Annotated in this window: 16 protein-coding genes; 10 read left to right on the plus strand and 6 right to left on the minus strand. The window is 71.6% G+C overall.

The window, feature by feature from the left end; all coding sequences use genetic code 11:
- Positions 1-6: 6 nt before the first annotated feature.
- A complete protein-coding gene (locus ACFPQ9_RS41835; RefSeq protein ID WP_380865038.1) occupies positions 7-711 on the plus strand; it encodes a hypothetical protein in 705 nt (234 codons plus the stop codon).
- Here the strand turns inward: ACFPQ9_RS41835 and ACFPQ9_RS41840 are convergent.
- Positions 651-1,415, minus strand: a complete 765-nt coding sequence (locus ACFPQ9_RS41840) for a hypothetical protein (RefSeq protein ID WP_380865041.1) — start codon at positions 1,413-1,415, stop codon at positions 651-653. The two genes, ACFPQ9_RS41835 and ACFPQ9_RS41840, sit on opposite strands and share 61 nt — an antisense overlap.
- Before the next feature lie 73 nt (positions 1,416-1,488).
- Between ACFPQ9_RS41840 and ACFPQ9_RS41845 the strand changes: the two genes are divergently transcribed.
- Positions 1,489-2,268, plus strand: a complete 780-nt coding sequence (locus tag ACFPQ9_RS41845) for an adenosylcobinamide-GDP ribazoletransferase (protein WP_380865144.1) — start codon at positions 1,489-1,491, stop codon at positions 2,266-2,268.
- A 17-nt stretch (positions 2,269-2,285) separates the two neighbouring features.
- On the opposite strand, the gene ACFPQ9_RS41850 is transcribed toward ACFPQ9_RS41845, so the two are convergent.
- The 4 genes from ACFPQ9_RS41850 to ACFPQ9_RS41865 form a co-directional block, all read right to left on the minus strand.
- On the minus strand, positions 2,286-2,936 hold the full coding sequence (locus ACFPQ9_RS41850) for a spherulation-specific family 4 protein (protein ID WP_380865043.1): 651 nt from the start codon (positions 2,934-2,936) through the stop codon (positions 2,286-2,288).
- Positions 2,933-4,402: a hypothetical protein gene (locus ACFPQ9_RS41855; RefSeq protein ID WP_380865046.1), complete on the minus strand. Its 1,470-nt coding sequence runs from the start codon at positions 4,400-4,402 to the stop codon at positions 2,933-2,935. The genes ACFPQ9_RS41850 and ACFPQ9_RS41855 overlap by 4 nt, the downstream gene beginning before the upstream one ends.
- Positions 4,399-5,919, minus strand: a complete 1,521-nt coding sequence (gene pelF, locus ACFPQ9_RS41860) for a GT4 family glycosyltransferase PelF (RefSeq protein WP_380865049.1) — start codon at positions 5,917-5,919, stop codon at positions 4,399-4,401. Before pelF ends, ACFPQ9_RS41855 begins: the two co-directional genes overlap by 4 nt.
- 145 nt (positions 5,920-6,064) lie before the next feature.
- On the minus strand, positions 6,065-8,098 hold the full coding sequence (locus tag ACFPQ9_RS41865; RefSeq protein ID WP_380865052.1) for a hypothetical protein: 2,034 nt from the start codon (positions 8,096-8,098) through the stop codon (positions 6,065-6,067).
- 352 nt (positions 8,099-8,450) lie between these two features.
- Here ACFPQ9_RS41865 and ACFPQ9_RS41870 point away from each other — a divergent pair, with 352 nt between their 5' ends.
- The 7 genes from ACFPQ9_RS41870 (at position 8,451) to ACFPQ9_RS41900 (ending at position 19,177) form a co-directional block, all read left to right on the plus strand.
- Positions 8,451-9,992 (plus strand): leucyl aminopeptidase, encoded by a 1,542-nt coding sequence (locus ACFPQ9_RS41870; protein ID WP_380865054.1) that lies wholly within the window; start codon positions 8,451-8,453, stop codon positions 9,990-9,992.
- A 337-nt stretch (positions 9,993-10,329) separates the two neighbouring features.
- On the plus strand, positions 10,330-11,718 hold the full coding sequence (lpdA, locus tag ACFPQ9_RS41875) for a dihydrolipoyl dehydrogenase (protein WP_380865056.1): 1,389 nt from the start codon (positions 10,330-10,332) through the stop codon (positions 11,716-11,718).
- A gap of 59 nt (positions 11,719-11,777) precedes the next feature.
- Entirely contained in the window at positions 11,778-13,523 is a 1,746-nt protein-coding gene (gene sucB / locus ACFPQ9_RS41880) for a 2-oxoglutarate dehydrogenase, E2 component, dihydrolipoamide succinyltransferase (protein ID WP_380865058.1), read from the plus strand.
- A 366-nt stretch (positions 13,524-13,889) separates the two neighbouring features.
- Positions 13,890-14,519 carry a GntR family transcriptional regulator gene (locus ACFPQ9_RS41885; protein ID WP_380865060.1) on the plus strand — a complete coding sequence of 210 codons (630 nt, stop codon included), beginning with the start codon at positions 13,890-13,892 and terminating at the stop codon, positions 14,517-14,519.
- A gap of 261 nt (positions 14,520-14,780) precedes the next feature.
- Positions 14,781-17,483, plus strand: a complete 2,703-nt coding sequence (gene aceE / locus ACFPQ9_RS41890; RefSeq protein WP_380865063.1) for a pyruvate dehydrogenase (acetyl-transferring), homodimeric type — start codon at positions 14,781-14,783, stop codon at positions 17,481-17,483.
- A 75-nt stretch (positions 17,484-17,558) separates the two neighbouring features.
- Complete coding sequence (locus tag ACFPQ9_RS41895; protein WP_380865066.1) at positions 17,559-18,539, plus strand: helix-turn-helix transcriptional regulator; 981 nt, start codon at positions 17,559-17,561, stop codon at positions 18,537-18,539.
- A gap of 119 nt (positions 18,540-18,658) precedes the next feature.
- On the plus strand, positions 18,659-19,177 hold the full coding sequence (locus ACFPQ9_RS41900; RefSeq protein WP_380865145.1) for a DUF4240 domain-containing protein: 519 nt from the start codon (positions 18,659-18,661) through the stop codon (positions 19,175-19,177).
- Between the two features lie 11 nt (positions 19,178-19,188).
- On the opposite strand, the gene ACFPQ9_RS41905 is transcribed toward ACFPQ9_RS41900, so the two are convergent.
- Positions 19,189-19,398 carry a hypothetical protein gene (locus ACFPQ9_RS41905; RefSeq protein WP_380865068.1) on the minus strand — a complete coding sequence of 70 codons (210 nt, stop codon included), beginning with the start codon at positions 19,396-19,398 and terminating at the stop codon, positions 19,189-19,191.
- 166 nt (positions 19,399-19,564) lie between these two features.
- Here ACFPQ9_RS41905 and ACFPQ9_RS41910 point away from each other — a divergent pair, with 166 nt between their 5' ends.
- Positions 19,565-20,704: a lipid II:glycine glycyltransferase FemX gene (locus ACFPQ9_RS41910; protein ID WP_380865070.1), complete on the plus strand. Its 1,140-nt coding sequence runs from the start codon at positions 19,565-19,567 to the stop codon at positions 20,702-20,704.
- Positions 20,705-20,906: the final 202 nt, after the last annotated feature.

A 20,906-nucleotide genomic window follows, 5' to 3' on the forward strand; every position in this document is an offset into this window, starting at 1 on the left:
CAACTTGTGACGGTTGACACCCTCGGTCGCTGGGCCCGTGCCGAGTGGGGGGCGCTGTATCTCGCCGTGCGTCGGGCCGTGGTGGAGCGGCGGTGGCGGGCCGCGCCCATGACGGTCGGGGCCGTCTGTCTGACCGGGCTCACCCAGGTCGTCCAGAACCGGTCCTGGGGGTACCGGATCGTCCAGGATCTCGGCGCCGTACGGGCCGAGGACCCGCTGTGGCTGGCGCTGCTGCGGACGCCGCTGTCGCTGTTCGTGCCCGCGCTCGATCTGCCGGTGTGGGGTGCGCTCGCCCAGGTCCTGATCGCGTTCGGGATCGCCGAGATGTGCCTGGGCCGGTGGCGCACGCTCGTCATCGCCTACGTCGCGACCCTCGCCGGCACCCTGTACGCGCGCGTGGCCATCGCCATCGGACCCGGCAGCCCGTTCGGGCTGCCCGCCTCGGACGCGCGGGTCGTGGACACGGGGCCGTCGGCGGCGGTCGTGGGACTGGCCGTGTTCCTCGGGTGGCGCTACGGGGCGTACGTCACGGCCGGTGTGGTGATCGCGGCGATGGTCGTCGAGGTCGCGCTGAAGCCGAACCTGGCCGGGAAGGAGCACCTCGCGGCCGTCACGGCGGTGCTGGTGCTGTGCGCGGTGTCGGCGGTGCGTCAGCGGCGTTCCAGGGCCCGCTCCGGTTCCACGTCGGGGGCGCCGCCGATCCAGTCCTGAAACTTGCGGCTGGGGCCCAGCCAGCGCCGGTCGTGATGGTAGGAGCGCAGCGTCGCCTTGGCGCGGGCGCGCGGGCGGCGGCGGTAGAAGCGTTTCGCCCAGGGGGACGTCGGGCGGGCCAGCCGGATCGCGCCGAACAGCGCGACGAAGGGGATGATCACCCCGAAGAGCGCGATCTTGGGCTTGCCCTTGAACAGGGCGATCAGGGCGATCAGGAAGTTCACGGCGATCGTGCTGAGCACGGTCCCGCGGTTCTGCATCTCGTTGTCGTTGAGATCGTTGACCCCGAACGGCGCGAAGCCGATCAGGAGCAGGCCGACCAGGGCGACGGTGAGCACGACCACCTCGACGCTCTTGCGGCCCTCCTTGGTCCAGTAGACGTCGTCGAGGTGCAGGATCAGCGCGAACTCGTCCATCACCAGGCCCGCGCCCACCCCGAAGATCACGGCGGCCGCCGCCGAGCCGAAGCCGCGCTGCCCGCCGGCCACCGCGCAGAAGCCGCCGATGACGGTGAGGACGACGCCGGGGACGACGTGGTGGACGTGGACGGCGCCGGTCTCGATGTTGCGGAAGGGGCCCTTGCCCGCACGGATGAGGCGGGTGATGAGGCGGGTGACCAAGAAGGTGACCACGAACGCCGTCAGGGCGAGGAGCAGCGGGAGCTTGCCCGGCTCGATGATGTTGACCTGCCACCACTCGCCCATGTACTCAGTGTCTTCCCGGCAGGGGCGGGCTGCCTGGCGGAGACGACGTCCGGGCTACTCTGCGGGCGTGTCCATGACCCCGCCGCACCTGCACGGTCTCCGTTTCGCCTTCGGCACCCTGAGCGTGCTGCCCGTCCGGGTGAGCCGCTGGGACCGGGAGGCGGCGCGCGGCGGGATGCTCTGCGCCCCGCTGGTGGGGGTGGTCCTCGGCTGCGGTGCCGCGCTGCTCGCGCTGGTGCTGCTGTTCCTCGGCGCCGGCCCGCTCCTCGCCGCCGTCGCGGCCGCCGCCGTCCCCGCCGTACTCACCCGGGGGCTGCATCTCGACGGGCTCGCCGACACCGCCGACGGCCTCGGCAGCGGCAAGCCCGCCGAGGACGCCCTGCGGATCATGAAGCAGTCGGACATCGGGCCGTTCGGCGTGATCACCCTCCTGTTCGTGCTGCTCGCGCAGGTGGCCGCGCTGTCGCGGCTGTACGACGACTCATGGGCCCGGGGCGCCCTCGCCACCGTCGTCTCGGCTGTCGCCGCCCGCCTCGCCCTCACCCTCGCCGCGCGCACCGGCGTGCCCGCGGCCCGGCCGGAGGGGCTGGGCGCGGCGGTGGCCGGGGTCGTTCCGGTGCGGGGTGCGGCGGCCGTCGCCCTGGCCGTGACCGGGGCCGCCGCCGCGGCGGGAGCACTGCTCGGGACGGACGACCTCGCCCGCACCGCGCTCGCGGTCCTCGCCGCCCTCGCCGCCGCCGAGCTGCTCCTGCGGCACTGCACGCGCCGCTTCGGCGGAGTCACCGGCGATGTCTTCGGCGGCCTCGCGGAGACGGCAGCGACGACCGCGCTCGTCGTGCTCTGCCTGGGCTGACCGGGATCGCGCCCCGCTCACCCCGGGCGGTGCACGGCACAGGGCAGCGTGCCCCATGGATGAGCGCCCCTGCCCGGCACCGCGCAGTGCACCGAGGCACCGTGCGACCGGGCCGCCTCCGTCAGGTCGACGCCGGCCGGGACGCCGTACACCAGATGGCACAGCCGCACTCCGCAGGCCGTCCGCCGGTGCCGCCGGACGAGTCGGGTGTACGACGCCCAGGGGCCCTCGAAGGTGACCAGGAGGTCGGCGATCCTGGCGTAGGACGGGTCCGGTTCCGTGCCGTGGTTCAGGGCGAGCGTGCCGCAGCCGGCGCTCCGGGCGGCCCTCGCGAGCCGCTGGTAGTCCGCGAACTCCGCGCGGCTCGTGGCGACTTGGTCGAGGAAGACGCCGTCGGCGCGGTACCAGTCGCGGTGCCGGGCGATGTCACGGACGACCTCGGCGTGCGGTCGGCGGCCGTAGTCGGTGTCGACGTAGCCGAGCACCCGCACGTCCACGTCCCGCAGCCGGGCCGCGACCTCGGCGAACGCCGGGTCGGACGCGTCGCCGGGGCCACTGGCCGGGTTCAGTACGACCCCATGGAGCCGGGGCGCGGCCGCGATGATCGCGTCCCATTCGGCGGGGCGGACGGACGGATGCTCGTAGTACGGGATCAGCAGATCGTTCATCGGTGGGCGGTCGCCCTCCCCAGCAGGACGCAGACGAGGACGGCCTGGGCCAGTGCCGCCGCCGCGTGGACGATCGGGCCTGTCCAGTGCGTGCCGCCGGTGTGCGTGACCAGCGCGAGTGTCTGGGCGAGGGCCGCCGCGGAGCAGATCACCGCCGCGCCGAGCACCGCGCCGAAGGACTGGAGCAGCAGGCCCGTCCACAACACCACGCCCAGCAGGAGCAGTCCGGCGAGGCGGACGCCGCTGACACCGGGGGCCCCGGGCCACAGTGCCGAGGTGGCGAGGCCGAGCGCGAGCAGGGCGGCGAGGTAGGCGGCCAGGCACTCCACGGCCATGCGCACCGTCGTCCGCCGGAACGCCCGCGCGGTGCTGGTCGAGCGCAGGCCCGCCAGGCTACGGCTGCGGAAGCGGTACAGCAGCCACTCGGCGGGGCCCATGCTGAGGGTGAGGGCGACGGTCGCCTCGCCGGCGGGGGCGTTGCCCAGGGCGGCGTGGAGCACCAGGACGCCGGTGGCGAGGCCGAACAGGGCGTAGGGGAGGGATGCGGGGAGGGTGCGGCCCATTGTCGTTGATCGACTGCCGGCGCGTCGTGGCCTGTCGCGCTCACGCGGCGGCAGCCGCACATTCAGAACAGCCCCGCGCCCCCTTGGGACGCGCACTGCGGCCGCGACTTCGAGGAGGCCGAGGACTGCCGCCGTGAGCATGGAGCACAGCAGCAGTACGAGTCTCAGGGTGTCCGGCACGGGTTCCACCAGGGCGAAGCCCGCACCCGCCACCATCGGCAACAAAGCGGCCAGCAAGGCCCGTTCGCGGCCCAGGACCAGCAGGACCGTCGCAGCGCCCAGGTAGCAGGACTGACCGGCGGCGAAAGCCACCGCCGTCGGCTGACCCGGGCCGGCCACGGCGAACGCGGCCAGGGCCCCCAGCAGGACACCGACCGGCGCGCCGAGCAGCAACGAGCGGCGGGCGGCCGTCCGGTCGCCCAGGCCCAGCCAGGAGTACGCCCGATGGGCCAGCCCCTGGTTCCAGGTCCAGCCGACCAGGGCGGCGGCCAGCAGGGGCAGGGTGCCCGTGAGCAGCGGCGCCCCGAGGACGTAGCCGAGGCCGGGCAGGGCGAAGACCAGTCCCCGCAGGAGACAGCCCAGCAGGCCCACCCGCCACGGGTCGTGGGCCGGGCCGTCCGGCTCGGGGTGGCGCCGCTCGACCCGCTCGTACAGTTCCTCGGCGAGGGCGAAGGAGTCCCGCACGCCGTAGCGCTCGCGTATCCGGTCGTCCGAGAGGCCGTCGGACTCCAGGAGCGCGGCGATCTCGTCCGGGTGGACGGCGGCGGCTATGAAGTCGTCGAGGCGGGTGGCGAGTTCGTCGACGGGGTCGGGCCGCGCCCAGCTGGGACTCGCGCGCCGCCGGGGGATCGCGGGCAGGGCGTCGGCGTGGGCGCCGGGCGGCGTCCAGAGGCTTCCGCTCACCAGCCGGTTCCGTCCGTCGCGACCTTCTCGTACCAGGGGTCACGCAGTTCGCGGGTCCAGTCGGTGACCGTCTCCAGCGTGGGCTCGTACACCTCGGCGCTGCCCGCGAGTTCCTCGTAGATGGCCCGGAAGTTGTCCACGGAGCGGCGCAGCGTGAAGCGGTCGATGACCCGCCGGCGGGACAACTCCCCCAGTTCCAGGCGCCGTTCGTCGTCCTTGAGGAGGGTGAGGGCGGCCGCGGCCATCTTCTCCGGCTCGCGCGGCGGGACGACGAGGCCGGTGTCGCCGACGGCCTCGCGCACTCCCCCGACGTCCGTCGAGACGGTCGTACGGCCGCAGGACATGGCCTCGATGATGGAGAAGGGGAAGCCTTCGGAGATGGAGGACAGCATGACCAGGTGGCCTGCGGCGTAGGCGCGCCAGACCTCGGTGATACGACCCTCGAAGGTCAGGCCGTCCCGCACGCCGAGTTCCGCGGCGAGCTTCTCCAGCTCGGTGCGGTAGGCCTCGCCGCCGGGTGGGACCGGGCCGAACAGCCGCAGCCGGGTCTCGGGGAGTTCGGCGCGGACCATGGCGTACGCCCGCAGCAGGGTCTCCAGGTCCTTGATGGGGTCGACGCGGCCGCACCAGGTGAGGGTGGGGACCTCGGGCTCGGGGCCGGCGTGCGGGAAGGCGTGCGGGTCGACGCCGTTGTAGACGGTGCGGATCCTGTCGGCGTCGGCGCCGCCGCGCTCCTCCCAGCGCCGGTTGTACTGGTTGCAGGGGGTGATCAGGTCGGCGGTCCGGTATCCGTGGGAGTTCAGTGCGCGGTAGAAGCCGAGCATGAACGCCTTCACGGGCCGGCGCTGGGCGTCACTGCGGTAGCCGAGGTAGCGCTCGCGCAGATAGATGCCGTGCTCGGTGAGGAGGAAGGGGACGCCGTCGAGCCTGCGGGCGGCGAGGGCCGGGAGGGTCGCGAGTCCGCTGCTGACGGCGTGTGCGACGGAGTCCACGGGGATACGGATCCCCAGCGGACGCAGGGCGTGTTCCAGCAGGTCGGTGGCGGTCAGGGCGTCGTGCACGGTGGGGCGGGCGGCCGCGGTCGGCAGATGCGGCATCGTCCATATCCACATCAGCGACCGCAGCGCGGATTCCGTGCGCAGGGCCGCCGAAAGGCGTCCGTCGCGGGCGAGTTGGGCCAGCTCGTCCAGCGTCTCGCCGAAGTCGCGGCGGGCCTCGGGGTCGAGGAAGGAGAGCAGGAACCGCTCGTAGGAGTCGGTGAAACGGCGCCGGGCCCGGCCGTACGGCGCTCGTCTGCGGCCCGGACGCGGGCCCCAGGTGGGTACCGAGGTGTGCCGGTGGACGTTCGGCGGCAGCTCCCAGGTGACGGGTTCGCGGCCCGTCCCGGTGAGCGAGACTATGTGGAAGTCGACCTCCGGCATGCCCTTGACGAGCTGGTCGCACCAGGTGCTGACGCCGCCGTGGACATGGGGATAGGTGCCTTCGGTGAGCATGGTGACGTGACGGCCAGGGCGCATCGCAGCCCGGCTCCCCCCTGTGATGCGGATGATGTGCGGGAACTGCGCCGCGGACTCCAGCTACCGCCGCGTCGTGGCTGGTCGCGCCCACGCGGCGGCAGCCGCAGATCGAATACAGCCCCGCGCCCCTTTCGGGGCGTTGTTGCTACGGCAGTTTCAAAGTGACGGCCGACTGCAGCAGCGCCGGCGTGGTCCAGGCCGAGCGCCTGCCTGCGTACGGGGTTCCGAATGCCGTGCTGCCGAGCAGAAGCTGCTTGACGGTGCCCTCCGGTGCGGTCACCGGGATCTGTGTCCCGGTCGGGGCGGTGACGGTGACGGTCCTGCCGATGCGGTACGCCGTGACGGAGCCCTGCGTGACGGCGTTCTGCCAGGCTGCGCGGCGCTGGAGCTCGGTGCCGAGGGCGCTCTGGGCGAGGTTCTCCACCGGGGTGTTCGCGGCGAAGAGCGCCTGGTAGTCGGCGAGGACCCGGTCAAGGACGGGGTAGAGGATGCGGTCCTCGGCCAGGTTGGACTGGTGGGCGTAGTGCGGACGCGGGTCGTTGCCGACCACGTGCCCGAGGGCGATGCGGGCCTCCTGCGGCACGATGTGGTCGGCGTAGCCGGTGGCGGTGTCCAGCGGCTCGGGCAGACAGGTGGAGGCGGGGTTGGTCTCACAGATGCCGCTGCCGCCGTCGGCCGTCGAGGTGTAGATCCAGTTGTACTCGTCGGCCATCTCCTGCGCGGTGCCCGTGTTGTAGTACACGTTCATCGGGTACCGGGGCACGGTGAGCGCGGCGCCGACCGAACGCTGGGCCGGCTCACGGGAGTTGTCCGAGGCGATCCACTTGACGCCGTTGTCGGCGAGGGCGCCGGCCAGGTTGGGGTTGTCGTCGGGCTGCTGCGGCAGGGTCTTCAGGCCCGAGTGCTCGCCGGTGACGAGCTCCGTGCGGTCGAGCGGAAGTCCCTTGCTCACGCCCCAGTTGTGGTTGTTCCTGATCTGCGCCGAGATCTCCGAGCGGCTCACGTACTGCGTCGTGCCGTTCGCGTTCTTCGCGCAGCTCCACGGCACGGTCGAGGTGTCCTGGACACAGCCGAGGAACGGGTGCGTGTAGGTGTGGTTGATCCAGCGGTACTGCGCCTTGTCGGCGAGCAGCCGGTCGGCGAGGGCGTCGGTGCCGCCGTTCTCGGTCTTCCACTCCTCGCCGGAGCCGGCGTTGTAGACCATGTCCAGCTTGAAGCCGTGCTCACGCTGCCACTGGGCGGCGTACGTCGCGTCCGCGGCGGTCATCCGGATCGGCGCGGCCTCCTCGCCGCCACCGCCCACGCAGTCGATGTCGCCGGGCGTGCAGTTGCGCTCGGTGTCCCAGCGGGCGTCGGGCGCGAAGACGTCGTCGACGTGCACCGCGAAGTAGTTGCGCGCCCGGCCGAGGTGGATGCCCTGGGTCAGCCATTCGACGATGCCGCGCGCGAGGACGCGGAACTGCTGCTGGTACTGGTTGTAGGCGAAGGTCACCACCAGCTCGCGGCGCCCGTCGTGGCTGTACTCGCCGACCAGGCTGCCGCGCCCGGAGCCGCCCGGCACGGGAACGTCGACGTAGCTGGTGAAGCCCGTGCGGGGCCGGGCCGCGTAGCCGTAACTCTCCGATACGGTCGGGTCGTTGTCCTCGAAGGCGAAGGCGCCGTCGAGATAGCCGAAGGGCCCGCCCCTGCCCTCGGTCGTCACGGCCGCCTCGTGCCCGTCGAGGGTGCCGGCCCAGCCGCCCTCGGTGGTGTAGTCGAGGCCGACACCCGGGTGGGCCCAGGTATAGGCGTCGACCTGTGGGATGCCGTACGTCCGCTCGTAGCCCTCCAGCGCGGTCTGCTCGGCCGAACCCGCCCCGAACGGCGCCTCGTTGGGCAGCACCACGCCCTGGAACCTGGCACGCGGCCTGCCGTTCACCGTGTCGCTGAGGAACGCCGACGTGATGGTCGGACGGTTCGCGGCGTTCAGGTCGACGGTGGTGTACGGGATGCCGGTGCTCTTCAGCTGGTCGGTGATGGCCCGGACGGCGCTGTCGCCGTTGTCCACGACCAGCACCCTGAGATCGACGCGCGGTTCCACGGCGGCCGCGGCGCCGGGCACCGAGAGGCCCAGCGTGAGCAGACCGGCGGCCGCGGCGACAGCGGCGGCATTTCTCCATCTGTGCGCGGTGTGCGCCATTGATTGTCCCTTCCCCCCAGAAGATCCTCTTGTGGCCGCTTGCGGTGAATCGGCGGAGGATCCGTGGAAATCATGCAAAGCGGCGAGCGATGGCTCGCCGGAACCAGACGAGTGTGACTCAGCTCACCGGTGGCGAGAATCAGAAAATGGCCGCGACGCCACTGACAGGTGAACGTCCGCAGGAATGAGCGAACGCTCACACGAGCGTAGGCTCGTCCCGAGTGTTCGCCGTACCGGGGAAGGCCCCGCTGCCACCGCACCCATGGGTCGGAACTAGGGTCGGCCGTCGGGCCCGGTCGACCCACACCATTCGGCCATCGCAACTTCACATCGGAAGCGAGATTTCACCACCGTGACTGCTCTCACTCTCAGCACCGCCGCGGTGCCCGGCCTGCGGGCCGACGCGATCGTGATCGGTGTCGCCAAGGACGCCGCGTCCAAGTCCGGGGGACTCGTCGTCGCGCCGGGCGCCGAGGCCGTGGACAAGGCGTACGACGGCAGGCTCGCCGGCGTCCTGGAGACCCTCGGTGCCTCCGGCGCCGAGGGCGAGGTGACGAAGCTCCCCGCCCCCACCGGCTTCAAGGCGCCGCTCGTGCTGGCGGTGGGGCTGGGCGCCGAGCCCGAGAAGGACGCCGACTACGACGCCGAGGTGCTGCGCAAGGCCGGCGGTGTCGCCGCCCGCGCCCTCGCCGGTGCCAAGAAGGCCGCGTTCGCGCTGCCGCTGGGCGACTCCGGTGACATCGGCGCCGTCGCCGAGGGCGTGCTGCTCGGCGCCTACGCCTTCGACGTCTACAAGGAGAACGGCAACGGCGACCGGGACCGCAAGAACGGCAAGGCCCCGCTCGCCGAGGCCGCGCTGCTCGGCGGCAAGCCCCGCGACAAGGAGCACAAGGCCGCCCTCGAGCGCGCCACCGCCGTCTCCGAGGAGCTCAACCGCGCCCGCGACCTGATCAACACCCCGCCCAACGACCTCAATCCCGAGTCGTTCGCCGCGATCGCCACGGCGGCCGGCAAGGAGCACGGCATCAAGGTGCAGGTGCTCGACGAGAAGGCACTGACCAAGGGCGGCTACGGCGGCATCCTCGGCGTCGGCTCCGGCTCGCAGGCGGGTCCGCGGCTGGTCAAGCTGTCGTACACGCACTCCAAGGCGAGCAAGCACCTCGCGCTCGTCGGCAAGGGCATCACCTACGACTCGGGCGGCATCTCGCTGAAGCCGGCCGGGCACAACGAGACGATGAAGTGCGACATGAGCGGCGCGGCCGCCGTGTTCGCCGCCGTGGTCGCCGCCGCGCGCCTCGGGCTCCAGGTGAACATCACCGGCTGGCTGGCGCTGGCCGAGAACATGCCCTCGGGGTCCGCGGTGCGTCCCGGTGACGTGCTGCGCATGTACAGCGGGAAGACCGTCGAGGTGCTCAACACCGACGCCGAGGGCCGGCTCGTGCTCGCCGACGCGCTGTGGGCGGCGTCGCTGGAGAAGCCGGACGCGATCGTGGACGTGGCGACGCTGACCGGGGCGATGGTGCTGGCGCTCGGCAACCGCACGTTCGGTGTGATGGCCAACGACGAAGCGTTTCGCTCCGCGGTGGTGGAGGCCGCCGAGGAGGTCGGCGAGCCGTCCTGGCCGATGCCGCTGCCCGAGCACCTGCGCAAGGGCATGGACTCGCCCACCGCCGACATCGCCAACATGGGTGAGCGGATGGGCGGCGGGCTGGTCGCGGGGCTGTTCCTGCGGGAGTTCGTGGGTGAGGGGATCACCTGGGCGCACCTGGACATCGCGGGGCCGGCGTTCAACGAGGGCGGGCCCTTCGGGTACACGCCCAAGGGCGGTACGGGGTCCGCTGTGCGGACGCTGGTCAGGCTGGCCGAGCTGACGGCGGCCGGTGATCTGGGCTGACGTTCGGTTGTTGGGTGACGGGGCCTCGCGCGCGGGTAGGGCGGGGCCCCGTCGCCGTATAGCTCGGTCCATTCCGTTTTATGGCGGCTGCGAGTCGTATGTGGCTTGTCGCGCAGTTCCCCGCGCCCCTTGGGACGTGACCTCGGCCCTTGCTTGAAAGCTGAAGGTGGGACGTCTCACACACCGGCCCGGCGTCTCGTTCGGTGTGGACAAGTGCGAAGATGGGGCTCGGCAGGACAGGGCCCCCACCACAGGGCCGAAGAAAGAGCGGCCGGACACCAGCCGCCGCCCGGTCAACGCTGACCGGCGTACGGCGCACATGCATGGAGGACGTGACGTGGCGAACGACGCCAGCACCGTTTTCGACCTAGTGATCCTCGGCGGTGGTAGCGGTGGTTACGCCGCGGCCCTGCGCGGGGCGCAGCTGGGCCTGGACGTCGCCCTGATCGAGAAGGACAAGGTCGGCGGCACCTGCCTGCACCGGGGATGCATCCCCACCAAGGCCCTGCTGCACGCGGGCGAGGTCGCCGACCAGGCTCGTGAGAGCGAGCAGTTCGGTGTGAAGGCCACCTTCGAGGGCATCGACATCGCGGGTGTGCACAAGTACAAGGACGGCGTGATCGCCGGTCTGTACAAGGGCCTCCAGGGTCTCGTCGCCTCCCGCAAGGTGACGTACATCGAGGGTGAGGGCCGGCTGTCCTCCCCCACCTCCGTCGACGTGAACGGACAGCGTGTCCAGGGCCGCCATGTCCTGCTGGCGACCGGCTCCGTGCCGAAGTCGCTGCCGGGCCTGGAGATCGACGGCAACCGGATCATCTCCTCCGACCACGCCCTCGTCCTGGACCGCGTGCCGAAGTCCGCGATCATCCTGGGCGGCGGTGTCATCGGCGTCGAGTTCGCCTCGGCGTGGAAGTCCTTCGGCTCCGAGGTCACCGTCATCGAGGGCCTGAAGCACCTCGTCCCGGTCGAGGACGAGAACTCCTCCAAGCTTCTTGAGCGCGCGTTCCGCAAGCGCGGCATCAAGTTCAACCTGGGCACCTTCTTCCAGAAGGCCGAGTACACCGCCGACGGCGTCAAGGTCACCCTCGCCGACGGCAAGGAGTTCGAGGCCGAGGTCCTGCTGGTGGCGGTGGGCCGCGGGCCCGTCTCCGCCGGTCTCGGTTACGAGGAGCAGGGCGTCGCCATGGACCGCGGCTATGTCCTGGTCGACGAGTACATGCGGACGAACGTCCCGACCATCTCCGCCGTCGGTGACCTGGTCCCGACGCTCCAGCTCGCGCACGTCGGCTTCGCCGAGGGCATCCTGGTTGCGGAGCGTCTGGCCGGTCTGAAGACCGTCCCGATCGACTACGACGGTGTCCCCCGCGTGACCTACTGCCACCCGGAGGTCGCCTCCGTCGGTATCACCGAGGCCAAGGCCAAGGAGATCTACGGTGCGGACAAGGTCGTCGCTCTGAAGTACAACCTGGCGGGCAACGGCAAGAGCAAGATCCTGAACACCGCGGGCGAGATCAAGCTCGTCCAGGTCAAGGACGGTGCGGTGGTCGGCGTCCACATGGTCGGCGACCGTATGGGCGAGCAGGTCGGCGAGGCCCAGCTGATCTACAACTGGGAGGCACTGCCGGCCGAGGTCGCCCAGCTCATCCACGCCCACCCGACGCAGAACGAAGCGCTCGGCGAGGCCCACCTGGCCCTGGCCGGCAAGCCGCTCCACTCGCACGACTGACCCTCGGTCGACGAAGCGACGACACAGACTTCCGCAATTCGTAAGGAGCAACCGAAACCATGGCGGTTTCCGTAACCCTTCCGGCGCTCGGCGAGAGCGTCACCGAGGGCACTGTCACCCGCTGGCTGAAGGCCGAGGGCGAGCGCGTCGAGGCCGACGAGCCGCTGCTCGAGGTGTCGACCGACAAGGTCGACACCGAGATCCCCTCGCCCGCCGCCGGTGTCCTCGCCTCCATCAAGGTCGCCGAGGACGAGACCGTTGAGGTCGGCGCCGAGCTGGCCGTCATCGACGACGGCACGGGCGCGCCCGCTGCCGCCCCGGCCCCGGCCGCCGAGCCCGCCGCGGCTCCCGAGCCGGCCCCGCAGGCCGCTGCCCCGTCCACCGAGCAGGCCGCCCCGGCTCCGGCGCCCACCGCCGCGGCCACCTCCGGCGGCGGTTCCGCCGAGGGCACGGACGTCGTCCTGCCCGCGCTCGGCGAGTCCGTCACCGAGGGCACCGTCACCCGCTGGCTGAAGTCGGTCGGCGACAGCGTCGAGGCCGACGAGCCGCTGCTCGAGGTGTCGACCGACAAGGTCGACACCGAGATCCCCGCCCCCGCCTCCGGCACCCTGCTGGAGATCGTGGTCGGCGAGGACGAGACGGCCGAGGTCGGCGCCAAGCTGGCCGTCATCGGCGTCGCGGGTGCCGCTCCGGCGGCTGCCCCGGCCCCGGCGGCTCCGGCCCCCGCCGCCGCTGCCCCGGCCTCCGCCGCCCCGGCCGCCCCCGCCGCTCCGGCCGCGCCCGCCGCTGCCGCCCCGGCTCCGGTCGCTCCCGCGGCTCCGGCTCCCGCGCCGGCGGCTCCGGCTCCGGTCACCCCGGCCGCCGCCCAGGCGACCGACGAGGGCGCCTACGTCACCCCGCTGGTACGCAAGCTCGCCGCCGAGAACGGCGTCGACCTGGCCACCGTCAAGGGCACGGGTGTCGGCGGCCGTATCCGCAAGCAGGACGTCATCGCCGCCGCCGAGGCCGCGAAGGCCGCCGCCCCGGCTCCGGCCGCCGCGGCTCCGGCCGCCGCCAAGAAGGCGCCGGCCCTGGAGGTCTCGCCTCTGCGCGGCCAGACCGTCAAGATGCCGCGCATCCGCAAGGTCATCGGCGACAACATGGTCAAGGCGCTGCACGAGCAGGCGCAGCTGTCCTCGGTCGTCGAGGTCGACGTGACCCGTCTGATGCGGCTGCGCACGCAGGCCAAGGACTCGTTCGCCGCGCGTGAGGGCGTCAAGCTCTCCCCGATGCCGTTCTTCGTGAAGGCGGCGGCCCAGGCGCTGAAGGCCCACCCGGTCATCAACGCCAAGATCAACGAGGCCGAGGGCACGATCACCTACTTCGACACCGAGAACATCGGGATCGCGGTGGACTCGGAGAAGGGCCTGATGACCCCGGTCATCAAGGGTGCGGGCGACCTGAACATCGCCGGCATCGCCAAGGCCACGGCCGACCTGGCCGGCAAGGTCCGCGGCAACAAGATCACCCCGGACGAGCTGTCCGGCGGGACCTTCACCATCTCCAACACCGGTTCGCGCGGTGCGCTCTTCGACACGATCATCGTGCCGCCGGGCCAGGTCGCGATCCTCGGCATCGGCGCCACGGTCAAGCGCCCGGCCGTCATCGAGACGGAGGAGGGCACGGTCATCGGCGTCCGCGACATGACCTACCTGACCCTCTCCTACGACCACCGCCTGGTGGACGGCGCCGACGCGGCCCGTTACCTGACGGCGGTCAAGGCGATCCTGGAGGCCGGCGAGTTCGAGGTCGAGCTCGGTCTGTAATCGCCGATCAAGCAGTACGACGCCCCGTCCGGGACTTCTCCGGGCGGGGCGTCACTTTTCGGGGCGCCTGAGAGCTCGGTGCGGTCCGCCAGTGGGCGGGTGCGCGTGGTTCGTGGTTGCTCGCGCAGTTCCCCGCGCCCCTTGAGGTGGGTCCGCTGCACCTACTCAAGGGGCGCGGGGAACTGCGCGACCAGCCCCACACAACCCGCACCCGCCCGACACCAGTCGAACCCACCCATTAGGCGCCCACCCCACCCCAACCCCGTGTAAGTCTCGTCTCACCTGCACCAAGACCCCCTTGTCGGCCCTCCCAGCGGAGCGCACCCGCCGTATTGTCTAAACGTCAACGCGCCCTAAGGAGCCCTCATGACCGCCCCCGTCATCCACTCGCTGCGCGAACAGATCCGCGAGCACATCCTGGAGGGGATCATCAGCGGTCGCTGGCAGCCGGGAGAGCGGATCGTCGAGCGACGGATCGCCACCGAGCTGGAGGTCAGCCAGACCCCCGTACGCGAGGCACTGCGCGAGCTGGAGTCCCTGCGCCTGATCGAGTCCGCGCCGAACAAGGGCGTCCGTGTCCGCAGCCTGACCGCCGCCGACCTGGAGGAGAGCTACCCGGTCCGGGCCGGCCTGGAGGCCATCGCCGCCGAGCTCGCGGCCGACCGCCTCGCCGAGGACTGCTCGGCCCTGGATCCGCATGTCACCGCGCTGTACGACGCCGACCGCAACTCCGACGGTACGGCCCAGGTGCGGCACACCGTCGCCTTCCACCGTGAGATGGTCCGCGCCGCGGGCAACTCCGTGCTGCTGCACACCTGGGAGGGCCTTGGCATCGAGGTCTTCACGGCGCTGTCCATCCGCTGGCTGGGGACCGTGCAGCAGTCGTACGCGGAGGAGCACGAGGAGCTGGTGGCGGCCTTCCGGCGCCGGGACCCCCGGATCGCCGAGATCGTCAAGGCGCATGTGCTCGGCTGCGCCCCGCGGCACGAGGCCTGAGCGCGACCCCGCTCAAACGTAGCCCCACCTGCGAAAACCCTGAAAAAACGCGGCACCGGGTGCCTGCCCGAAAGGCACCGGGTGCCGACTTTCTCGTGATCAAGAGGTTTTCACCCTCAACCCTTTGATCGATCATCGATCAGCGAGTTATTGTCGCCGACGGACCTCCACCGAGGTCCCCGCCCTGTCCTGCCAAAGACAAAGGGCACCCCCGAACCCTTACCGATGAGGGAACCCCCTTCGACTGAGGAAGGCGGCGACATGACCGACCCCAACGCCATCCAGCCGAGCGCGCTCGACCAGCTCCCCGACCGTGACCCGGAGGAGACCGCCGAGTGGCAGGCCTCGCTGGACGCGGTCGCCAAGGCGGCAGGTCCGCACCGGGCCGCATACCTGATGCGCCGCACGCTGGAGCGGGCCGAGGCGGGCGGCATCGCGCTGCCGAAGCTCCTCGAGACCGACTACGTCAACACCATCCCGACCGCCGCCGAGCCGTCCGTGCCCGGTGACGAGGCGATGGAGCGCCGTATCACCGCGTGGAACCGCTGGAACGCGGCCGCGATGGTGACCCGCGGCTCGAAACACGGCGTCGGCGGCCACATCGCCACCTTCGCCTCCGCGGCCTGGCTCTACGAGACGGGCTTCAACCACTTCTTCAAGGGCAAGGAGGCCGACGGGTCCGGCGACCAGCTCTACATCCAGGGCCACGCCTCCCCCGGCATCTACGCCCGCGCCTTCCTCGACGGCCGCCTCACCGAGGCGCACCTCGACAACTTCCGCCAGGAGGCGGGCGGCAACGGCCTGCCGTCGTATCCGCACCCGCGCCGGCTGCCCTGGCTGTGGGAGTTCCCGACGGTGAGCATGGGCCTCGGCCCGCTCTCCGCGATCTACCAGGCGCGCTTCAACCGCTATCTGACCGCGCGCGGCATCAAGGACGTCTCCAACTCCCACGTCTGGGCGTTCCTCGGCGACGGCGAGATGGACGAGCCGGAGTCCACGGCGGCACTCGCCCTGGCCTCCCGCGAGGGCCTGGACAACCTGACCTTCGTCATCAACTGCAACCTGCAGCGTCTCGACGGTCCCGTCCGCGCGAACTTCAAGATCGTGCAGGAGCTGGAGGCGCAGTTCCGCGGCGCCGGCTGGAACGTCGTCAAGTCGCTGTGGGGCTCGGCCTGGGACGAGCTGTTCCAGCTCGACACCACCGGCGCTCTCGTACGCCGGCTGCGCGAGGTACCCGACGCGCAGGTGCAGACGTACCAGACCCGCGACGCCGCCTACATCCGCCAGGACTTCTTCGGGGCCGACCCCGCGCTGGCCGAGATGGCGAAGCTGCTGAGCGACGACAAGATCCTCGAGTGCTTCCACCTCTCCCGCGGTGGCCACGAGGCCCGCAAGGTGTACGCCGCCTACAAGGCCGCCGTCGAGTTCAAGGGCGCGCCGACCGTGATCCTGGCCCAGACGGTCAAGGGCTTCACCCTCGGCGAGGGCTTCGCGTCGAAGAACGCCAACCACCAGATGAAGAAGCTGACGGTGGACGAGTTCAAGGCGATGCGTGACCTCCTTGAGCTGCCGATCAAGGACAGCGACTTCGTCGACGGGGTCGTGCCCTACGGCCACCCCGGCGCCGACTCCGCCGAGGTCCGCTACCTCCAGGAGCGCCGCGCGGCCCTCGGCGGCCCGGCCCCGGCCCGCCGTGTCCACCCGGTGGCCCCGCTGCCGGCCCCGGCCGAGAAGGCGTTCGCGTCCTTCGACAAGGGCTCCGGCTCCCAGAACGTGGCCACCACCATGGCCTTCGTCCGCCTCATCAAGGACCTGGTCCGCGACAAGGAGTCCGGCAAGCGCTGGGTGCCGATCGTCCCCGACGAGGCGCGCACCTTCGGCATGGAGAGCCTCTTCCCGTCCCTGGGGATCTACTCCCCCAAGGGCCAGACGTACGAGCCGGTCGACCGTGACCAGCTGATGTACTACAAGGAGGCCAAGAACGGCCAGATCCTCAACGAGGGGATCACCGAGGCCGGATCGATGGCCGACTTCATCGCCGCGTCCACCGCGTACGCGACGCACGGCGAGGCGATGATCCCGTTCTACATCTTCTACTCGATGTTCGGCTGGCAGCGCACCGCCGACCAGATGTGGCAGCTCGGCGACCAGCTCGGCCGCGGCTTCCTCGTCGGTGCGACGGCGGGCCGTACGACCCTGACGGGCGAGGGCCTGCAGCACGCCGACGGGCACTCCCCCGTCATCGCCGCGACCAACCCGGCGGCGCTGACGTACGACCCGGCCTTCGCCTACGAGGTCGCGGCGATCGTCAAGGACGGTCTGCGCCGGATGTACGGCGAGGCCGCGCCGGGCGAGGACCCGAACGTCTTCTACTACCTGACCGTATACAACGAGCCGCTCCCGCAGCCCGCGAAGCCGGCGGCGGCCGGGGTCGACGAGGGCATCGTCAAGGGCCTGTACCGGTTCAACACGGCGGAGTCGGCGGGCCTCACCCCGGTCGCGAACGCCCCGCGCATCCAGCTGCTCGGCTCCGGTACGGCGATCCACTGGACCCTCCAGGCGCAGAAGCTGCTCGCGGAGGAGTGGGGCGTGGCGGCCGACGTCTGGTCGGCGACGTCCTGGACGGAGCTGCGCCGCGACGCCCTGGAGGCGGACGCCGCGCTGCTGCGCGGCGAGGAGCGCGTCCCGTACGTCCGTCAGGCGCTGCACGGCGCCGAGGGCCCGGTGCTCGCGGTGTCCGACTACATGCGCCAGGTCCCGGACCAGATCGCGCAGTGGGTCGAGCAGGACTACTCGTCGCTGGGCGCCGACGGCTTCGGCCTCTCCGACACCCGTGAGGCGGCCCGCCGCCACTTCGGCGTCGACGCCGAGTCGATCGTCGTGGCGGCGCTCGCTCAGCTCGCGAAGCGGGGCGAGGTCAAGGCGACGGCGGTGAAGGAAGCGCGGGAGAAGTACGGGCTGTAAGGGCTGACGCTCACTGAAGGGGTACGGCGACCGCCGTACCCCTTCGTTGTCGGTGAGCCCCGGCATGATGACCGCATGCGTGCTGCCCGGCTCATCAAAATGGTGCTGCTTCTTCAGTCCCGGCCCTCCATGACCGCCGCCGAACTCGCGCGGGAGCTGGAGGTGTCCGAGCGGACCGTCACACGGGACGCTCAGGCGCTGTCCGAGGCCGGGGTCCCCGTGTACGCGGATCGCGGGCGGGCCGGTGGGTATCGGCTCATCGGCGGGTACCGGACCCGGCTGACCGGGCTCGGGCGGAACGAGGCCGAGGCGTTGTTCCTGTCCGGCGTGCCGGGGGCCTTGCGGGAGATGGGTCTTGAGGATGCCGCCTCCGCCGCCCGGCTGAAGGTGTCCGCCGCCCTGATGCCGTCCCTGCGCGACGCCTCCCGTACGGCCTCCCAGCGCTTCCACCTCGACGCACCGAACTGGTTCAAGGACCCGAAGACCCCCGAGCTGCTGCCCGCGGTCGCGGACGCGGTGTGGGACGACCGGCGGATCGTGGCCCGCTACCGGCGCGGGGAGGCGGAGAGCGAGGCCGAGCGCGAGCTGGAGCCGTACGGGCTCGTGCTGAAGGCGGGCGTCTGGTATCTGTGCGCCCGGGTCGCCGGGCACGGGTCGTACCGGGTGTACCGCATCGACCGGTTCACGGCCGTGGCGGCCGCCGACGGCCGGTTCGAGCGGGACGAGGAGTTCGACCTGCCGGAGTTCTGGGACGAGCGGGCCGAGCAGTTCGCGCGGTCCATTCTGCGGGCCGAGGTCGTGGTGCGGGTGTCCCCGGACGGGGTGCGCAGGCTGCCGTACACCGTCGATCCGCAGTCCGCGCGGCAGGCGCTGGAGGCGGCGGGCGCCCCGGACGGGGGCGGCTGGGTGACCCTGACGCTCCCGGTGGAGTCCGAGGAGGTCGCCCACACCCAGCTCGCCTCGCTCGGGCCGGAGATCGAGGTGCTGGAACCGCGGTCGCTGCGGGAGCGCTTCGCGGGCGACGCGATACGGCTGGCGGCGCTGTACGGCGGATGAGGGGTGAGCGTGAGCCGTGAGCCGTAAGCGATGAGCCGTAAGCGATGAGCCGTGAGCGCATAACAATCCGCCACACTCCACGTGCGCCCCACCCGCCCAGGCCCGATGCTTGACCCGTGATGGACGAGACGGAGTTCTGGGAGCTGGTGGACGGGGCGCGTGAGAGCGCCGAGGGTGACCCCGAGGAGCAGGCCGACCTGCTCGTGGACCGGCTGCTCCAACTGGACCCCGACGCGGTGCTCGACTTCGCCCGTCACTTCGAGGCCCGCTACAACCGCGCGTACACCTGGGACCTGTGGGGTGCCGCCTCGGTCCTGCTGGACGGGGCCAGCGACGACGCGTTCGACTTCTTCCGGTGCTGGCTGATCGGCCAGGGCCGGGAGGTGTACGAGGGCGGGGTGCACGACCCCGACTCGCTGGCCGACCTGCTGGACGACTTCGACGAGGAGTTCGACGGCGACGGCGAGGAGCTCGGCTACGCCGCGGACGAGGCCTACGAACAGCTCACCGGCACCGTCGCCCCCGACCTCGGCATTCCGCCCGCGCCCCCGGAACCGGAGGGCGCGCCGGTGGACTTCGAGAACGCGCGGGTGCTGGCGACGCGGTTCCCCAGACTGTGGGAGCGGTTCAAGGACTGAGCGCCGGGAGCTCAGACCACGACCCGCCTGCGGCCCGGGTCCGAAGGGATGTACCCCTGCGGCTGCTCGGCTGCCTTCACGGCGTGGTGCATCGGCGCCTTGTTGGCCTGGTCCAGCGCGGACGCCGTGACGGCGGCCGGTCCCAGGACGACGGCCGCGACCGTGCACACGACCGTCCAGACCCGCTTGCCGCCGGGCCCGCTGTTGTTGCTGCTGATCATGATCCCCACCTCCGGTCAGTGCGTGCACATGACGTTAGGGAGGCCGCCTCGGGAGGGCCCTTGAGCCGGTTACGAGAAACCTGTGGAGAAGGTTCACCTGCGGTCTCTTGACCCGTTGCGTGATCTGCGGCGTACGGTGGCCGCCCCGAACAGGAGCATCCAGTCCATGACCAGCCCGTACGTACGGGAGATCACGCGCGAGGACCATCTGTCCCACTTGCGGCTGTATCCCGACGCGAGCCATCTCCAGATCCCCGAGTGGGGCGATGTGAAGCCCGACTGGCGGGCGGAGAGCGTCGGCTGGTTCGAGGACGGGCCCGCCGGGGAGGTCCTGATCGCGTCGGCGCTCGTCCTGTACCGGCCGCTGCCCGGCACCCGGCGCTGTCTGGCCTACCTCCCGGACGGGCCGGGGATCGACTGGCAGGCGCCGCGGGTGGACCGCCTGCTGGACGCCCTGGTCGCCCATGTGGAGCGGCGCGGGGCGTTCTCGTTGCGGATGGGGCCGCCCCTGGTCGTACGGCACTGGGAGGCGGACACGGTCGCGGCGGGCGTCGCCGACCCCGAGATACGCCATCTGCACGATCTGCCCGCGGACGGCCTCGACGGATACGCGCTGGACGTCGCGGAGCGGCTGGGGCGGCTCGGGTGGCGGCGGTGCGCGGACGGCAACGGCAGCGGTTTCGGCCTCGGTCAGCCGCGTTACGGCTGTCAGGTGCCGCTGGCGGGCCGCTCGACGGACGAGTTGCGGGACGCTCTCGCGCCACGCTGGGAGCAGTCGCTGCGCATCGCCGAGCGGGCGGGGGTCGTGGTCTCCTGGGGCACGGCGGCGGACCTGCCGGAGTTCCACCGCCTGTACACCGCGACCGCCGAACGGGACGGGTTCCGGGCGCGGCCCCTGATCTACTTCCAGCGCCTGTGGGCGGCACTGAACGCCGTGGACGGCGACCGGGTGCGCGTGTATCTCGCCGAGTACGACGGCGAGGTCCTCTCCGCCGCGCTCATGATCAGCGTCGGCTCCCGGATCTGGCACTCCTACGCCGCGTCCGGGCGCCGGGGGCGTGAACTGCGCCCGAGCAGCGCCCTGTTGTGGCGCATGCTCGACGACGCCCGCCGATCGGGAGCGCGGACCTACGACCTACGCTCCATCACCCCCACCCTGACCGAGGACCGACTGCTGGGCCGCCTACTGTTCAAGACGGGAGCAGGCGGCCGCGCGGTGGAATACCTCGGCGAGTGGGAACGCCCGGTAGGCAGCCAGGGGAAGGCGCTTCAGCGGGCGGTGGGGGTTTATCTGGGGCGCAGGTGAGGGATGGCGGGCACGGGGGCGGCATGCGGTGGACGCCTGCTTCCTGGGGCGCAGGTCATGAGGTGGCGGGCACGGGGGCGGCATGCGGTGGGCGCCTGCTTCCTGGGGCGCAGGTCATGAGGTGGTGGGCGCGGGGAGCGGCATGCGGTGGGCGCCTGCTTCCTGGGGGCAGGTGGGAAAGCGGTGGGCCCGGGCGAGCCCG

The sequence above is a fragment of the Streptomyces coerulescens genome (assembly GCF_042657965.1).
Taxonomy (GTDB): Bacteria; Actinomycetota; Actinomycetes; order Streptomycetales; family Streptomycetaceae; genus Streptomyces; species Streptomyces coerulescens.

What these genes read in the sequence shown, in the direction of transcription:
- ACFPQ9_RS41840 (WP_380865041.1), bottom strand. Translation starts at nt 1,415, where the DNA reads ATGGGCGAGTGGTGGCAGGTCAACATCATCGAGCCGGGCAAGCTCCCG.
- ACFPQ9_RS41845 (WP_380865144.1), top strand. Translation starts at nt 1,489, where the DNA reads ATGACCCCGCCGCACCTGCACGGTCTCCGTTTCGCCTTCGGCACCCTG.
- ACFPQ9_RS41850 (WP_380865043.1), bottom strand. Translation starts at nt 2,936, where the DNA reads ATGAACGATCTGCTGATCCCGTACTACGAGCATCCGTCCGTCCGCCCC.
- pelF (WP_380865049.1), bottom strand. Translation starts at nt 5,919, where the DNA reads ATGCGCCCTGGCCGTCACGTCACCATGCTCACCGAAGGCACCTATCCC.
- ACFPQ9_RS41865 (WP_380865052.1), bottom strand. Translation starts at nt 8,098, where the DNA reads ATGGCGCACACCGCGCACAGATGGAGAAATGCCGCCGCTGTCGCCGCG.
- sucB (WP_380865058.1), top strand. Translation starts at nt 11,778, where the DNA reads ATGGCGGTTTCCGTAACCCTTCCGGCGCTCGGCGAGAGCGTCACCGAG.
- ACFPQ9_RS41885 (WP_380865060.1), top strand. Translation starts at nt 13,890, where the DNA reads ATGACCGCCCCCGTCATCCACTCGCTGCGCGAACAGATCCGCGAGCAC.
- aceE (WP_380865063.1), top strand. Translation starts at nt 14,781, where the DNA reads ATGACCGACCCCAACGCCATCCAGCCGAGCGCGCTCGACCAGCTCCCC.
- ACFPQ9_RS41895 (WP_380865066.1), top strand. Translation starts at nt 17,559, where the DNA reads ATGCGTGCTGCCCGGCTCATCAAAATGGTGCTGCTTCTTCAGTCCCGG.
- ACFPQ9_RS41900 (WP_380865145.1), top strand. Translation starts at nt 18,659, where the DNA reads ATGGACGAGACGGAGTTCTGGGAGCTGGTGGACGGGGCGCGTGAGAGC.
- ACFPQ9_RS41905 (WP_380865068.1), bottom strand. Translation starts at nt 19,398, where the DNA reads ATGATCAGCAGCAACAACAGCGGGCCCGGCGGCAAGCGGGTCTGGACG.
- ACFPQ9_RS41910 (WP_380865070.1), top strand. Translation starts at nt 19,565, where the DNA reads ATGACCAGCCCGTACGTACGGGAGATCACGCGCGAGGACCATCTGTCC.